The organism is Pseudomonas sp. P867 (genome assembly GCF_019891455.1).
GTDB lineage: Bacteria > Pseudomonadota > Gammaproteobacteria > Pseudomonadales > Pseudomonadaceae > Aquipseudomonas > Aquipseudomonas synxantha_A.
In genome coordinates, this window is sequence record NZ_JAFLXB010000001.1 from 432,502 (window position 1) to 447,874 (window position 15,373).

The 15,373-nt window shown below is 60.1% G+C and carries 12 protein-coding genes; 6 read left to right on the top strand and 6 right to left on the bottom strand.

The features are described from left to right. Positions 1-4: 4 nt before the first annotated feature. The 4 genes from J1G33_RS02035 to J1G33_RS02050 form a co-directional block, all read right to left on the bottom strand. Positions 5-1,429 carry a pyridoxal-dependent decarboxylase gene (locus J1G33_RS02035; RefSeq protein ID WP_223017628.1) on the bottom strand — a complete coding sequence of 475 codons (1,425 nt, stop codon included), beginning with the start codon at positions 1,427-1,429 and terminating at the stop codon, positions 5-7. Positions 1,430-1,463: 34 nt separating this feature from the next. Continuing rightward, positions 1,464-2,309, bottom strand: a complete 846-nt coding sequence (locus J1G33_RS02040; protein ID WP_032877604.1) for a 2OG-Fe(II) oxygenase — start codon at positions 2,307-2,309, stop codon at positions 1,464-1,466. A gap of 243 nt (positions 2,310-2,552) precedes the next feature. After that, on the bottom strand, positions 2,553-4,970 hold the full coding sequence (locus tag J1G33_RS02045; protein WP_223017629.1) for a glucose/quinate/shikimate family membrane-bound PQQ-dependent dehydrogenase: 2,418 nt from the start codon (positions 4,968-4,970) through the stop codon (positions 2,553-2,555). Between the two features lie 372 nt (positions 4,971-5,342). Continuing rightward, a complete protein-coding gene (locus J1G33_RS02050; protein ID WP_223017630.1) occupies positions 5,343-7,361 on the bottom strand; it encodes a TonB-dependent receptor in 2,019 nt (672 codons plus the stop codon). Between the two features lie 171 nt (positions 7,362-7,532). On the opposite strand from J1G33_RS02050, the gene J1G33_RS02055 reads away from it, so the two are divergent. Together J1G33_RS02055 and J1G33_RS02060 are read left to right on the top strand one after the other, a co-directional pair. Next, positions 7,533-7,766, top strand: a complete 234-nt coding sequence (locus J1G33_RS02055; RefSeq protein WP_003188882.1) for a VF530 family protein — start codon at positions 7,533-7,535, stop codon at positions 7,764-7,766. A gap of 4 nt (positions 7,767-7,770) precedes the next feature. Beyond that, positions 7,771-8,394 carry a Pr6Pr family membrane protein gene (locus J1G33_RS02060; RefSeq protein WP_032877598.1) on the top strand — a complete coding sequence of 208 codons (624 nt, stop codon included), beginning with the start codon at positions 7,771-7,773 and terminating at the stop codon, positions 8,392-8,394. Between the two features lies 1 nt (position 8,395). On the opposite strand, the gene J1G33_RS02065 is transcribed toward J1G33_RS02060, so the two are convergent. Together J1G33_RS02065 and J1G33_RS02070 are read right to left on the bottom strand one after the other, a co-directional pair. Then, entirely contained in the window at positions 8,396-9,163 is a 768-nt protein-coding gene (locus J1G33_RS02065; protein WP_223017631.1) for a siderophore-interacting protein, read from the bottom strand. After that, the gene (locus J1G33_RS02070) at positions 9,160-9,669 is read right to left on the bottom strand and encodes a PadR family transcriptional regulator (protein WP_005785185.1); all 510 of its coding nucleotides are present in this window, start codon (positions 9,667-9,669) and stop codon (positions 9,160-9,162) included. The genes J1G33_RS02065 and J1G33_RS02070 overlap by 4 nt, the downstream gene beginning before the upstream one ends. A gap of 493 nt (positions 9,670-10,162) precedes the next feature. Here J1G33_RS02070 and J1G33_RS02075 point away from each other — a divergent pair, with 493 nt between their 5' ends. The 4 genes from J1G33_RS02075 to J1G33_RS02090 all read left to right on the top strand — a co-directional run bounded on the left by J1G33_RS02075 (position 10,163) and on the right by J1G33_RS02090 (position 15,373). Then, the gene (locus J1G33_RS02075; protein ID WP_032877593.1) at positions 10,163-10,660 is read left to right on the top strand and encodes a CS1 type fimbrial major subunit; all 498 of its coding nucleotides are present in this window, start codon (positions 10,163-10,165) and stop codon (positions 10,658-10,660) included. A 108-nt stretch (positions 10,661-10,768) separates the two neighbouring features. After that, complete coding sequence (locus tag J1G33_RS02080; protein ID WP_032877591.1) at positions 10,769-13,291, top strand: CS1-pili formation C-terminal domain-containing protein; 2,523 nt, start codon at positions 10,769-10,771, stop codon at positions 13,289-13,291. A gap of 19 nt (positions 13,292-13,310) precedes the next feature. Then, the gene (locus J1G33_RS02085) at positions 13,311-14,555 is read left to right on the top strand and encodes a hypothetical protein (protein ID WP_032877589.1); all 1,245 of its coding nucleotides are present in this window, start codon (positions 13,311-13,313) and stop codon (positions 14,553-14,555) included. 59 nt (positions 14,556-14,614) lie between these two features. Next, positions 14,615-15,373: a pilus assembly protein gene (locus tag J1G33_RS02090; RefSeq protein ID WP_032877587.1), complete on the top strand. Its 759-nt coding sequence runs from the start codon at positions 14,615-14,617 to the stop codon at positions 15,371-15,373.

The window sequence follows — 15,373 nt, forward strand, 5'->3', positions numbered from 1 at the left end:
GGAGCTACTTTGGCAGCGTTTCAGCGACCAGGCTTTGCAGCCGCGTCCATAACCGTTCGACATGCTGGCGCTCGGTGCCCAATGCACCGATGGACACCCGCACCATCCAGCGCTCTTCGAGGACGGCGGGGGTGACATAGGCATGACCGGACTGGTTGAGTTTTTCTGCCCAGGCCCGCGTGTGCTGATCCAGCGCCTCACCGTTCAGCCCTGGCGGTTCATGGCGAATACACAGGGTTTGCAGGGCTGGCGCGGCCACCAGTTTCCATTGCGCGCTGCTTTCGACCTGTTCAGCCAGCCAGCGTGCATTGGCCAGGTCGCGCCTCAGCCGCGTCTGCAAGCCGCTGACGCCTTGTTCGCGTATCAGAAACCACAGCTTCAGGGCGCGGAAGCGGCTGCCCAATGAAATCCGCCAGTCGCGGTAGTTTCTGACTTGGCCGTCGGCACTGGACTGCAAGTAGCTCGGGTTGGTGGTCATGATGCGAATCAAATGCTCGGGGTCGCGCACGAAGTACACCGAGCAATCGAAGGCCGCGCCCAGCCATTTGTGCGGGTTGAGCACCAGGGAGTCGGCTTTTTCGATGCCCTGCCACAGTGCTCGGCATTCCGGCAGGATCATCGCAGCGCCGGCCATGGCCGAGTCCACATGCAGCCACACACCGTGGCGTTGTGTCAGGTCGCCAATCGCATCCAGAGGGTCGATCGCCATGGCGGCTGTGGTCCCGGTGGTAGCAATTACTACGCAGGGGCGATTGCCGGCGGCCAGGTCCTGTTCGATGGCGTGCGCCAATGCCTGGGGCGACATTGCATTGTGTTGGTCGGTGGCGATGGTGCGGATATGGTTCTGGCCGAATCCGGCCAGGATCGCCGCCTTGTTGACCGAGCTATGGGCGTGGGCCGAGGTGTAGACGATCAGGGGTGCGCCGCTGTTTTGCAGGCCGTCATGCATCAGCGCGTAATCGGAGCTGCGCTCCCTGGCGCTGATGAGGGCCACCAGGGTGGAGGTGGACGCGGAGTCCTGGATCACGCCGCTCCAGGCGCTGCTCAGGCCGAGCATGTCGCGCAGCCAATCGGTGGTCACTTCTTCGATTTCGGTGAGGGCCGGGCTGGATTGCCAGGACAAGCCCACCACACCCAGGCCAGTGCTCAGGCAATCGCCCAGCACCGAAGACAGCTCCACGTTGGAAGGGAAGAAGCCGAAAAAACTCGGATGCTGCCAATGCAGCAGCCCGGGCATGATCAGCTTTTCGACATCGCCCATGATCTGTTCGAACGGTTCGGCGCTGTCAGGCGGGCTCGCTGGCAGGGCGGCCTTGATTTCGCCGGGCACCGTGGTGGGCTGCACGCCGCGTTGCTCGATGTTTTCTCGATAGTCTGCGATCAGGTCGATCATGGCGTAGCCATGGCGACGGAATTCTTCGGGGGTCATAAAAAGATGTCCATTTGCAAGAGGGTTAAAAGTATCAGCACCAGAAATAAAACGGTTTGCCAGCGGTATAGCCGATAAACGACTGCATGCTGATACGTTTGCCCGATTCGAATCCGCAAATGGCATGGGGACGGCGAGTATTGATGATCACCAATTCGTTCTTGCGCGGCTGGATACGCAACGGCTTTTGCAAGCGCTCCTCGGGTAGCTGCGCACCTTCGAAACGCTTGACCTCGGCATAGGCAAAGGCCTCGGTATCCCAGATGATCAACTCTCCGCCTGATGGCGGCGTTTCCAGATAAATATTGGCGCTGAATTGGTGTTCCAGTTCCGCGATCGACAGGGGCAGGCAATCAACATGGGGAACCGTTTCCGAGAGGTGCGCCGTCTCGGGAAACATGGCGCGGATAATCCCGCAGAACATCGGTTGGCCCTGGAATGCAGCGGCTTGTGCGCCTTGCGGCCAAATGCTCTGGAACTGCTCCATCAAGTCTTGAATGGGCGGTTGTTGCGGGGCGCAAATACGGTCGATCAGGCTGCGCATATGGGCAGCGTCAGCGTAATACTTGCGTTGGGCATCACTGCCCGCAACCTTGCCATAGGTGGAATTGAACGGCGTGCCCCAGCGATGCACGCCATAGAAGTGCTGTACGACGTGCCCGCCCTCGTAGGTTTCGTGGCTGTATTGTTCCAGCGTGGCGGTTTCGCTGATGCTCTGAATCAGCCGTGCGCTGGTTTTTTCGTTGGCGAAGTCGGGCACTCGAATGGCAAGCACTTGCCCGCTGATCAGCTTTCTTAAACTTGGACTGTCGAGTTGTTCCAGTTCCAGGATTTTTGTCGAGATACAAAGGTTTGGTTGTACAGCGCTATGGTCCGTCATAGTGAAAAGCTCCATTTAAAATTTCATCCGTGCGCCCAGGTATTGCGTAAGCGGTTCGCGAGCTAAAGCAATCTCGAGCGGGAGGCTAAATCATTTTTGCGCAGTTAAAACCTGTCAACCATGACAGGTTTGGATAGATATTTGCCATACCCGCTAGCATCCTGTGGCTGATGTACAGGACACGGATATAAAAAAAGGCGGCTACTGTGAGGTAGCCGCCTTTGCTTATATCGCCGGTGCTGCTTAATCCGGCAGTTTGAACGCCATCACATAGTCACCCTGCTTGGTGCCCAGTGAGCCGTGACCCCCGGCCATGACCAGCACGTATTGCTTGCCGTCCTTGCCGGTGTAGGTCATCGGGGTGGTTTGCGCGCCTGCTGGCAGGCGGCCTTCCCACAGTTGCTTGCCGTTTTTCACGTCATAGGCACGCAGGTACTGGTCCAGGGTGCCGCTGAGGAACGCGACGCCACCTGCGGTGGTGAACGTACCGCCCAGGCTAGGCACGCCCATGGTCAGCGGGATCGGGACCGGCGAGCTGTCACGCACGGTGCCGTTCTTGTGCATCCAGATGGTCTGGTGGTTGGTCAGGTCGACCGCTGCCACGTAGCCCCACGCTGGCGCCTGGCACGGCAGGCCCATCGGCGACAGCAGTGCCTCAAGGATCACACCGTACGGTGCGCCTTTGTTCGGCTGTACGCCTTCGGTTTCGCTGACGCGCGGGCCTTGCTTGGCGATGTCGGCGGCCGGGATCAGTTTCGATTTGAACGCCATGTAGCTTGGGTTCACGAACGCGATCTGACGCACCGGGTCAACCGAGATGCCGCCCCAGTCGAACACGCCGAAGTTGCCTGGGTACACGATCGAGCCTTGCAGCGACGGCGGGGTGAATGGGCCGTCGTAGCGCATCGACTTGAAGTCGATCCGGCAGATCAGTTGGTCGAACGGCGTCACGCCCCACATGTCACGCTCCTTGAGTGGCGGCGGCATGAAGTTCAGGTCGGACTTGGGTTGGGTCGGGGAGGTGCGATCACCAGCCACTGCGCCTTGCGGTACAGGGATTTCGTTGATCGGAACCACTGGCTGACCGTTGCTGCGATCCAGCACGTAGATGCTGCCTTGCTTGGTCGATGCCATCACTGCTTGCTTGACGCCGTCAGCAGTCTTGATGTCGATCAGCGAAGGCTGGCCGCCCACGTCCATGTCCCACAGGTCATGGTGGGTGAACTGGAAGGTCCACTTCACGTGGCCGGTGTCGATGTCCAGAGCGGTCAGGCCCGCTGCGTATTTCTCGGAATCATCGGTACGGTCGCCGCCGTACTGGTCGGGCATCTGGTTGCCCATCGGCAGGTACAACATGCCGAGTTTTTCATCCACGGCGAACATGGACCACATGTTCGGGGAGTTGCGGGTGTAGGTCTTGCCCTCGGCCAACGGGGTGGTGTCGTCCGGGTTGCCGCTGTCCCAGTTCCACACCAGCTTGCCGGTGTGCACGTCGAACGCGCGGATCACACCGCTAGGCTCGTCGATGGAAACGTTATCGGTCACATGACCGCCGATCACCACCAGGTTCTTGGTCACGGCCGGTGGCGAAGTGGAGTAGTAGCCGCCTGGGGCGAAGCTGCCGATGTTGGCGCGCAGGTCGACTTGGCCTTTGTCACCGAAGTCTTCGCACATCTTGCCGGTGTCGGCGTTCAGGGCGATCAGACGGGTGTCGGCAGTCGGCACAAAGATGCGTTTCGGGCAGGCAGACGGTGCCGCAGCCGGGCTAGCGCTGCCAGTCGGGCTCTGTTCGGAAGCGTAGGCGGCGTCATCGTGATACGACACGCCACGGCAGGTCATGTGCGCCCAACCCTTGAAGTTCTCGGCGCCCTGGCTGCTGATCTTCGGATCGAAGCGCCAGATTTCCTTGCCGGTGTCCGGGTCCAGCGCGATCACCTGGCTGTGCGGCGTGCACACGTAGAGCATGCCGTTGACTTTCAGCGGGGTGTTTTCCGCGGTGGTTTCACCCGGATCGTTCGGGCCCGGGATATCGCCGGTGCGATAGGTCCACGCCGGCACCAGTTTGTGGGCGTTTTCCGGAGTGATCTGTGCCAGTGGCGAGTAACGGTCACCGAAGGCCGAACGGCCATAGGAGTTCCAGTCGCCATCGGCTTGGGAGGGTGCGGCGCTGGCCATGCCGGGTACCGCATCGCGGTCCAGTTGGCCGGTCTTGACCATTTCACCTGGGTTGGTGAACTGGCTGGCCAGGGCGGTTGCGCCCGCCAGCACCACGGCCACGCTCAGCGCGCCAGTGCCCAACGGCGCGGCTTGGCCACGCAGCAATGGCCGGCGAAACCACGGCAGCAGCATGACGATGCCCAGGGCGAACAGCAGGGCCAGGCGCGGCACCAGCTGCCACCAGTCCAGGCCCACTTCCCACAGGGCCCACACGGTGCTGGCGAATAACACCAGTGCATACAGGCCCAGCGCAGCGCGGCGGGTAGCCAGCAGCAACACGCCGGTCAGGGCAATGCCGATACCGGCCAGCAGGTAGTACAGCGACCCGCCGAGCATACTCAGCTTGACGCCGCCGGCCAGCAAGGCCAGCCCCATGATCAGCAGCAAGACCCCCAGCAGCCTGGGCAACAGGCGGCTTGGGCTTGAGGCACCATCAGTGCTCATAGTGTGTTTCTCCGTTACGTTGGAATTATGTAACCCCGTGCTTCACTCACTGTAGATGACGATTCGGCTCGGGCTTGGTTCATCGTTATTTTTGGTTTTTTCTGTGGATAACTCGGTTATCCACAGGCGGGCAATAAACCCCCCGGCGCTGGTCGATTCAAGACAGCGCTGTCTTTGTGCAGGAAGAGATTCGGCAAATGGGGCGACCGGGAGGTGAAGCGTTTCAGATTGTTGCGAAGGATAATGCGGCGGGGCGTTTTGAGAAAGGGTGAATCGCAAGATGCATCATTTCAGTTTTGGTAACAGTGACAGATAGTCGCTGGCTAATAATGTGGGAGGGGGCTTGCTCCCACAAAGGGTTTTCGGTGTTGGTCAGAAGGTGGTGCGGATGCCGAACTGCACACTGCGCCCCGGTGCCGGTGCGATGTCGCGCAGGATCGAGCTGGCGTAGCGCACGGTCTGGTTGGTCAGGTTTTCACCGTTGACGAACGCCAGCCACTGGCTGCCACCGACGTTGAAGCGATACCCCGCGCTTGCTCCCAAAGTGGTGTAGCCATCGGTGCCGCTCTCGTTATCCGGCACGCGCCCTTGGCCCGCAGCATGTTCCACATCGATACGTGCCTGCCAGCGATCCAGTTCCCACAGCAAGCCGCTGTTCAAACGCAGGGGCGCAATGCGCGGCAAGGCTTCGCCGCTGTCCAGGTTGGTGGCGCGGGTGTAGTCGCCCGACAGTTCCAGAGCGAACTTGCCGTAGGCGCCTTCGCCGAGCTTCCAGTGATCCTGGGCTTCGAAACCGGCGAAACGCGCACGTACGCCGGAGTAGCCGTACTCGGGAATACCACCAGCATCCTCTTCACCCTCGTCGTTCAAAGTGCGGCCAGTGCCGAGCAAACCGATGTAGTTGGAGAAGCGGCTGTAGAACACGCCAAAGCTGCCCTTATGGGTGCCATTGTCAAAACGCAGGGCCAGGTCGCTGGACACGGCCTTTTCTTTCGACAGGTTGGCGTCGCCCAATTCATAGGTGCCGGTGGCGACGTGGGCACCGTTGGCATACAGCTCGTAGAAGGTCGGGGCGCGCTCGGTGTAGCCCAGCGTCGCGGCCACCGACCAGATTGGCGTAAGCGTGTAGACCGCACCCGACGACAGGCTGCCTGCGGTGAAGTCGTTGGATTTATCCGCAGTGGCAAAGCGCGCATTGCCCTTGCCATCCGGGTCGACGTTGGTGTGCTCAAGGCGCGCACCCAGGCTGAGTTTCAAGCGCTCGGTGGCTTGCATCTCTTCCAGGATAAACAGGGCGCCAGCGTTGGTATCGGTCTGCGGTACGAACGCTTCCTCACCCAGGGCCGAAAATTCATTGCGGGTCACTTGGGCGCCGACCACGCCGTCGAACGGGCCGATGGGCTGGTGACGCGCCTCCACTCGGGCTTCATAGCCTTTGTTCTTGAAGGTGGTGCCGGTTTCGCCGCCTTCAATTTCGCGGTGCTGATACTCGGTGTAGCCCGCGTCGATCTTCACCGAGGTAAACGGGCCCTGCAGGTTGCGGATTTCGGAGGCAAAGGCGTAATGATCCTGCTTCATGCGGATGCGTACATCCTGCTCGGCGGGGGAGCCATAATTACTGTCGTAGTTGCTGTAGGACAGGCCCGCGTAACCATCATCCCAGGTGTAGGAACCACCCACCGCACCGCCGTCCTGACGCCCGTTGCTGTTACCCAGGCGGCCGTTTTTGCCGGGGCCGTTTTCGCTATCCGGCGCGTGGCGGCTGCGCGCATAACCGGGGATTTTCAGGTCGTTGAATTCCCGCGCATTGGCGTCCAGGTGCAAGGCGAATGTGCCGTTGCCGGCCTCCAGCTTGCCCGCGCTGCTGCGGGTGGTGTCGGCGCCGCCGTAGCGCAGTTCCCCCGCACCGTGGATGCCTTCGATGGCCTCGGTGGGGATGCGGTTGTCGAAGGTGTTGACCACGCCACCGATGGCACTGCCGCCGTACAGCAGTGCTGCGGGGCCGCGCACGATTTCGATACGGTCGACATTGATCGGGTCCAGCGGCACCGCGTGGTCATAGGACAGCGATGACGCATCCAGCGCCCCCACGCCGTTGCGCAGGATGCGAATACGGTCGCCATCCTGGCCGCGAATGATCGGGCGGCTGGCGCCTGGGCCGAAATACGACGATGACACCCCGGGCTGCTTGTTCAGGGTTTCGCCGAGGCTGCCTTTTTGTTGCAGGGTCAGCTCATCACCTTCCAGCACAGTGGTGGGCGAGGCCAATTGTTCGCTACCCAGCGGGTTGCCAGTAACGACTTGGGGGGGCAGTTCCAGGGCATAGGCTTGTGAGCTGATCAACAAGGCGGCGGCGAGAGGGGACAAGCGCCAGAGAGAAGGCAGGGACATCGGATATTCCTAGGCAAAACGTCTGATAGATATAGTTACAATATAACATCTCTTTTTTCGTCTGGAAGGGGAACTTTTCCTGGCGGGCTATATTCAATGCGATGCTTCCACCTGCACGCCTCGTCGGCTAAGGTGCGCGGCTGTGTTTCCTCTTTTTGCAAAAGGCCCGGCATGACCGCGACAAGCAACGACCCGCTCCACGGCGTGACCCTGCAACACGTGCTCACCACCCTGGTGGAGCATTACGAATGGAGCGGCTTGGCCGAACGTATTGATATCCGCTGCTTCAAGAGCGACCCGAGCATCAAGTCGAGCCTGACCTTCCTGCGCAAGACGCCTTGGGCGCGGGAAAAAGTCGAAGGGTTGTACGTCAAGCTGATGCGCACCAAACGCCCGCTGGACTGATCCCATGAAGCGTTTTGTCGCGACGGCGGCGCTTGCCGGCTGGGTGGGGTTGGCGATCCAGCAGTACCTGATCCTTTATTCACGCTGGTCCATTGAAGCCAGCCTGCTGGGTGGGCTGGTGAGTTTTTTCAGTTTCTTCACCGTGTTGACCAACACCCTGGTGGTGGTGGTGTTGAGCTATGCCTGGGTCAACCGGGAGTCAGCCGGCAAACGGTTTTTCCTGGCACCTCACATCAGCAGTGGAGTCGCCGTGAGCATTGTGGTGGTAAGCCTGGCCTACAACCTGCTGCTGCGGCATTTGTGGAGCCCTGAAGGCTTTCAATTTATCGCCGATGAATTGCTGCACGACGTGATGCCGTTGCTGTTTCTGATTTATTGGTGGCGCTGTGTGCCCAAGGGTTTTTTGCGCCTCAAGCACATCGGCGCCTGGGTGATTTACCCATTGATGTACTTCGCGTATGTGCTGATGCGTGGGCATTTGCTTGGGCAATATCAGTACCCGTTCATCGATGTGGACCGCCTCGGTTATCCACAAGTGTTTGTGAATGCCGGGGGGATTCTGGCGGGGTTTGTGGCGATAGCGTTGGTGATGGTGGGGCTGGATAAATTCATCAAGCCCCGGCCCTGACTCACTCTTGCGGGCTGCCGTCGGCGCGCCAGTAACCCACGGCCTTGAGGTATTCCTCATTGACTTTGTGGGTGTCCAGCAGCACCCGCCGTACTTGGCGCGACAACCTGGTTTCGGTCGCCACGAAGCTGTACAGCGTGCCGTCGGGCAGCGTCAGGTTTTGCACCACCTCAAGCAGGTCATCGCGGCCACGCAGCGCCCAGATCACCTCCACATCGGCCGCACTTTGCAGCGTCTGTTGCTCCGCCGCATCGGCGATTTCAATCACCGCAAGCACCTTGCGCCCAGCGGGCAACTCCTCCAGACGCCGCGCAATGGCGGGCAGGGCAGTTTCGTCGCCGATCAGCAGGTAGCTGTCGAAAATGTCCGGCACGATCATCGAGCCCCGTGGCCCACCGATATACAGGTGCTGCCCGACCTGCGCCTGCTCGGCCCAGGTGGACGCAGGGCCATCGCCATGCAGCACGAAGTCGATATCCAGCTCGCCGGTTTCCAGGTCGTAGCGCCGTGGCGTGTAGTCGCGCATGGCCGGTTGCGGGCCGTCGCCCTTGATGGCGAACGTCGGGCTTTCAAGCGCTGCTTGCTCGGCGGCGTTCTGCGGGAACAGCAGTTTGATGTGATCGTCGCTGCCCAGGCTGATAAAGCCCTCCAGCTCAGGCCCGCCCAGTGTGATGCGGCGCATGCGCGGGGTGATGTCCACCACCCGCAGAACTTCCAGGCGGCGGCGTTTGATTTCGTGGGTCACGCGATGAATGGCTTGTGTGTTCATTGGTCTGTCCCGTCGGCAATGGCTTGAGCGGTGCGATTGAGCAGCGCCGCGACACGAATGATTTCTTCCGGGCTCCAGTGCCCGTTGTGCGAATGCAAGGCGTGGCGCAGGTTGTGCACCGCCTCATGGATCTGGGGTGGGCGGTCGTGGCCACGCAGCGAGCGCTTGCTGACATCCAGGCGCATGCGCACGCCATCCAGGGCAACGGCTTGTTCGCTTAAGAAGAGACGACCGGCGTCGGTGATTGTGTAGCGTTTTTTTCCACCATCGGCGTCGCCGCTGATCAGCTCGCTCTCTTCAAGAAAGGTCAGGGTGGGGTAGATCACGCCGGGACTGGGGCTGTAGGCGCCGTCGAACAGGCTCTCGATGCGGCGGATCAGGTCGTAGCCATGGCAAGGTTGCTCGGCGATCAATGACAACAGCAGCAGCTTCAGGTCGCCGGGGGCGAATACCCGTGGGCCGCGGCCGCCGCGTTTTTCAAATTCGCCGCGATGCTCGTGTTTCATGCGCAAGTCCTCTGAACGGGTTTAGATATAACTTAAGATATATCTTTGCTGAAATGGTAGTCCTTGGCGACCAACGGTCAACGGGGTAGGCACGGGTTTCGGTCATAAGTGAAACAAGTCCGATTGGATCTTTTCTATTTATAGAGTTATAACTTTAATTAGAGTCATGACTCGAATTCTTATCTGGCCCGTGGTTGTGGAGGTGCTTTTGAGTTGGTGTGGTCTGTGTCTTACAGTAACTTCTTTATCGTGTTTTTAAGTGTGTAGCCTGTTTCCTACGGATAATTTTAAAGTTTTGGCGAAATGCCATCTTTTTCGCTCAACCGCTGTTTACAAGGGCTACGCTCATTTTGGAATGCGCCTGCATACCTGCCTATAGTTTCGATTGATCATTGTTTGGCATTGCTTGTTCCAACTAATCGGCAATGTAATTCGTTGTTGGGGATCTCCTTGGCAATGAACCAATCAATGTTGTCAACTACAGGTATTGACCATGTTCAAGAAGTTTGCTGTTGCTGTTCCCCTGGCTGTTCTGGCGCTATCTTCCTCGGTAACCGCTATCGCTGCCGGTGAAGCCAGCCACACCGTCAACCTCAAGGCAAACATCCCGACCACCGTGTTCCACGCCCAGCCGCGTGATCCGAACTGGGGCCGTGACGAGACCATGACCTACAACCTGGTCAGCGGTGAATTGGCTCCCCTGAGCGCCATCTACGACATCAAGAACACCAACGGTTCGGTTGCCGCCTACATCGAAGGTGGCCCGGCGGTGCTGTTCAACGGTGATGCCGCGCAGAACATCCCGGTTACCACCACCCTCAACGGGGTGACCCTCACCGGCACGCCACAGGAAGTGGTCAACGAAGCCGACTCCACCCCAGGCGTGGGTGCGGAAATGCGCATCGCTGCCGCCAAGCCTACGGCGACTCAGCGCGGTGCCTACACCACCACCATTCCGGTGGTATTCGACGCCGTACTGCCAGCCCTGTGATGCCAATGAGTGCCTGTTAATCACGGGCATTCACTTGCAGGTCGGCTGATTCCCTTCTCTGTCCGCCGACCTGGTTTTTTTATCTCTTGGCATTCAGGGTATCCGTCCATGTTTCCGATGACGCCTATCGCGGTTGCGCTTGCGCTGTTGATGTGTACGAGTGCGCTGGCTGCACCCGCTGCCTCCGGCGCTGCAACCCCTGGCAGCTTGATTACCCAGGCCCAAGGCCTGCCCGCAGGTTTCAGTGATCACTTTTTCGACGTGCCGTTGGCGGTGCGTGTGGACCTTGACCAGCAACCGCTGGGCGAGGCTCTGATTGTGCTGTCACGGGATGATCGCGTGACCTTGCTCGAATTTACCGACACCGGCGACAGCAAAGTCCCGGCCGCTACCCGTGATACCTGGCAAGCCGTGTTGGAAAAAGGCGTGGCCCTGGGCGCCTGCACCCAGGCCTGCCCGGAAAAAATGATCTCGGCGTTCTACAACCTGGAAAACTCCCAGTTGTCGATCCTGACCCAGGACGTCGAACGCAGTGACGACATTCCGCGTTTCTATGACCAGCCCGAAGGCGGCAGCCTGGGGCTGATCATTAACAACCAGCTCAACCTCAACGGCAGCCAGGAAGACAGCCTGGGCGGTCGCTATGGCTTGCAAGCCAGTTCCAGCGTGGGTAACTGGAGCCAGGTATTCAACCTGCAACTGGCGCGTCAGAGTGGCGACAACGAACCCATGCGCCACGCGATTCACGAGCTGTACACCCAGCGCGAACTCGAAGGGCAGTTTTTCCGCCTGGGTCACTTCACCCCCAATTCCGACGGCCTGACCCGTCAACTGCGCAGCTTCGGCGCCAGCCCCGACACGGCGCTGGGCCTGATGTATGGCAGCTCCGACAGCCTGGCCATCAACAACACCAAGCCCAGCGTGTACCCGATCTACGTTACCGCCAACCGCCAAGCGGCGGTGGAGATCTACCGCAACGGCTTGCTGATCAATACCCAGGCGGTAGCGGCAGGCCTGCAAACCCTCGATACACGGCCACTGCCCGGCGGCATCTATGAAGTGGAAGTGCGCCTGGTGGAAGACGGCCTCACCACCAGCACCACCCAGGAGCTGGTGTACAAGCCCAGTAACTGGCGCAACGCCGAAGACCGCTGGCGCTACAACCTGTTCGCCGGGCGCGAGACCAAGTTGTTCAGCAACTGGGACGAACAGGCTTCGGGTGCAATGACGGCCGGTGCGTCGCTCAACTATCTGGTACACCCGCGCGTGATCCTTGGCCTGTCGGCCCGCCAGGTGCGCGAGCAACTCCAGTACGGCGGGTCGATGGACTGGACTGTGGCCAACAACACCAGCGTCTATGCCAACCTGTACCAGACCCAGGAACATGGCACCGGCATGGACCTGCAAGGGCTCTACACCTTGGGCTCAACCAACCTGGTGTTCAGCCATAACCGCAGCTGGCTAGACACGCGTGACACCTACGAAACACTGCCGGACGGTACGCGTCTGCGCCGCAATACCTTCGTGGGTGAGGCCAGCAACACCGCGTTGTCGGTCAACCACCGCCTCGACGCGAAAAACACCCTGAACATGCGCCTGTCCCACAGTGAGGGCAATATCGAGGGCGCGGGGTTGGACCTGGGCTGGAGCCGCCACGACAACCTGTTCGGCAGCGATGCCAACTGGCGCTTCTCGGTGTTCGATCGGCCCGGTAGCGCTGGCACCAACGATGCGCGCAATCGCGGCGTGGACGTGAGCGTCAGCATGAACCTGGGCCGCGATGGCCGGCAGATTTCCGGCAGCATCGGCACCCGTACCGCCCGTGATGGCGGGCGCGACAATAACGCTTCGGTGACCCTGCGCCAGGACCTCACCGACCACGCGCTGCAAAGCGTCTCGGCGACAGCGATCACCGATACCTATGGTGTCGGCCTGTCGGGCATGGCCAGCTTCAATACAGACGCGTTCAGTGGCGACGGCTTTGTGCAGCGCAGCTCCTTCAATGGCGACCTGAGTGGTGGTTTGAACCTCAACAGCACCTTTGTCGCCGGTGCCGGCAAGATGCTGCTGAGCAGCCAATACCAGGGTAACGGTGCCGGGATGATCATCGACGTGGAAACCGACCTCGATGAAATCGCTCTGCGCGCCGACGACCTGGGCGGTGGCGGCGCCATCTTGCGGCCCGGGCGCAACTACGTGCCGGTCTCGGCCTACAAGAGCAGCAGCGTGAGCTTCGATTTTGAAGGCAATCACCCGCCCGCCGCCAATATCCAGCCGACCCGCGCCAGCTATCACCTGAACAAAGGCGGCGTGGACTACCGGAAAATCACCGTGATGAAAACCGTCACCGTGCTCGGCCGCTTGTTGGATGAACGTGGTGCACCGCTCAAGGGCCATCACGTGATCAACCATGCCAGCCGTGGAGTCAGCGAAGTGGACGGGTTCTTCTCGATGGAAATGAGTTCCAGCGCACCCACCTTGCAAGTGCGCTACCAAAACCAGTTGCTCTGTCAGTTCCGCCTGGATCCTGCTAACGCACCGAATGAAAGTGACGTGTTGATGATCGGCGATTTGCGCTGCACCAAGGACACGCTCGCAGAAGCGACCCACAACGCCGAAACCGCTGGTTGATGGCATGGACTGGATTTTTATGAACGTGAAAAACGCAACAAGAACAGGCTTGAAGCAGTGTGCGTTCGCGCTCGCGCTGGTCAGTATGAGCCTGCCTGCGCATGCGCTGGTGCAAAACATCACGGCGGTGTTTCGTCCTGACCCGTCGAACCCGATGGTCAACAAGTTTCAGAACACCACGCCCCACAGTGGCGTGTGTGCGTGGCACGTACCAGCCAGGTGTGAGGCGCTGAATACCTTCAGTATTCGTGATCCGGCATTCAGGGCCAACTCGGTAGAGCCGATCGAAGCCAACCATGAAGATCCGCGAAAAGGCGCCTATTTCAAAGTGCCTTCATCTTGGCGTGATGTGCAGGTGACCCATGTCGGGACGGGTGAGGTTGAAACCGTTCAAATGCGCATTGCGGGTATTGGTACACGTTGGGATGTGCCGCGTCCTCCTGGCGTCAGCGGGTGGGCCAATGGAGGGACCGGTTGGAGCTACCTATGGACGTACGGTGCGCCTCCCTGCCAGGGGGTTAACTACTTGGCGGCATCCGCCAATTTCGCACTGTTTTTCTGGATCGTCCCGGAGGGCGTGGGGGCTTGTACGGTAAACCCGGGCACCACTTTTCCGCGCTTGGCCTACAACCACTTGGAGTACGGCTACGAACTCAAAACCCCTAACCCGCTAGGCATGGCCAGCGGCGAATACCGGGGCTCCCTGACTTACAGCATCGGGCCGGGCGGGGATTTTGATTTCGGTGACGTGATGGCGTCGACTGAAAGCGCCCTGACTTTCAATTTTCAATTGTCGGTGGAGCACGAGCTCAAGGTTGATCTCCCGCCGGGCGGCAACCGTATCGAGTTGCTACCCGAAGGCGGTTGGCAAGCCTGGCTCAACCGTGGGCGCCAGCCAGCGCGGTTGTTCCGTGACCAGACCTTCGTCATTTCCGCCAGTGGGCGTTTCAAGATGCAGCTCGAATGCAGCCTTGCGGTGGGCAACACCTGTGGCTTGCGCAACGGCGCGGGGGACCAGGTGCCGTTGCAGGTGGCTGTCAGCCTGCCATTTGGCATGCAGGACCAGGCCGGGCAAGCCGTCAACAAGCTGCCCCTGCGCCTGGATGGCGTGGGCACCGAGCTGTTCCAGCCGGTATTTTATGTGAACAACCGCTCCGGAAAACTGCACTTTGAAGTCGAAAGCGGCGACGTCAAAGACATGCTCGAGCATCCGGGCAGCACCTATTCGGGCGTGGTCACGGTGATCTGGGATTCAGAAGTCTGAGTGGGCACTGGCCGTATATCAGCCGTTGGCTGGGTTCAATCTATAAGGCGTAATCAAACATGAAACATGCAGTGTTAGCGGTGGGGCTGTTCCTGATGTCGTTGGGCGCTTATGCGGGGCCGGCGATCAACGTTGGGGTGGTCTATGACTATCTGGACGGCGACCGCAGCTCTTACCTCAAGCGGGTCTACAACGGCGGCACCAGTACCGCGTTTATCAAGGTCAATGTGCTGGAGATCGTCTACAACGCCGACGGCACGTCCCGGGAAGTGCCCGTCGCGTCGATGACCGACGCCAAAGGCAGCACCACCAATCGCGACGGCCTGATGGCCAGCCCGGCGCGCCTGATCGTACCGGCCGGTGGGCGTCAGGGCACACGGTTGCTGTACATGGGCGAACGCGACACCGAACGTTACTTTCGTGTGCGCTTCATCCCGGTGGTACCGGAAAAGGAAGATGACTTTGCCGTGACCGATCAAGAGCGTGCCGAGTACAAAGACGCGCTGGCGGCCGGGGTCAATGTCATGGCGGGCTACGGCACGGTGTTTTTCGTCAGGCCCAAGGACACCCGTTTCGATACGCAAATCAGCGAGACCAGCAGCCAGTACACCCTGCGTAATGCGGGCAACAGCGTGGTGGTGCTCGATGAGTTCCGCGATTGTTCGGTGGCGAAAAAGACCGACTGTGAGGCCACCACCAAGCACCACATCCTGCCCGGTCGCCAGTTGGTGCTCGAGAAAAAGCCGGAGCGCCAGTTCAACTTCCAGATGATCGAAGGCCGCAACAAAAAACCGATGTCGGTCAGCAGTAACGGGTGA

Coding starts and splice junctions, on each gene's coding strand:
- J1G33_RS02060 (WP_032877598.1), top strand. CDS start 7,771: ATGAAGCGTTTTGTCGCGACGGCGGCGCTTGCCGGCTGGGTGGGGTTG.
- J1G33_RS02065 (WP_223017631.1), bottom strand. CDS start 9,163: ATGAACACACAAGCCATTCATCGCGTGACCCACGAAATCAAACGCCGC.
- J1G33_RS02075 (WP_032877593.1), top strand. CDS start 10,163: ATGTTCAAGAAGTTTGCTGTTGCTGTTCCCCTGGCTGTTCTGGCGCTA.
- J1G33_RS02050 (WP_223017630.1), bottom strand. CDS start 7,361: ATGTCCCTGCCTTCTCTCTGGCGCTTGTCCCCTCTCGCCGCCGCCTTG.
- J1G33_RS02035 (WP_223017628.1), bottom strand. CDS start 1,429: ATGACCCCCGAAGAATTCCGTCGCCATGGCTACGCCATGATCGACCTG.
- J1G33_RS02090 (WP_032877587.1), top strand. CDS start 14,615: ATGAAACATGCAGTGTTAGCGGTGGGGCTGTTCCTGATGTCGTTGGGC.
- J1G33_RS02045 (WP_223017629.1), bottom strand. CDS start 4,970: ATGAGCACTGATGGTGCCTCAAGCCCAAGCCGCCTGTTGCCCAGGCTG.
- J1G33_RS02085 (WP_032877589.1), top strand. CDS start 13,311: ATGAACGTGAAAAACGCAACAAGAACAGGCTTGAAGCAGTGTGCGTTC.
- J1G33_RS02080 (WP_032877591.1), top strand. CDS start 10,769: ATGTTTCCGATGACGCCTATCGCGGTTGCGCTTGCGCTGTTGATGTGT.
- J1G33_RS02040 (WP_032877604.1), bottom strand. CDS start 2,309: ATGACGGACCATAGCGCTGTACAACCAAACCTTTGTATCTCGACAAAA.
- J1G33_RS02070 (WP_005785185.1), bottom strand. CDS start 9,669: ATGAAACACGAGCATCGCGGCGAATTTGAAAAACGCGGCGGCCGCGGC.
- J1G33_RS02055 (WP_003188882.1), top strand. CDS start 7,533: ATGACCGCGACAAGCAACGACCCGCTCCACGGCGTGACCCTGCAACAC.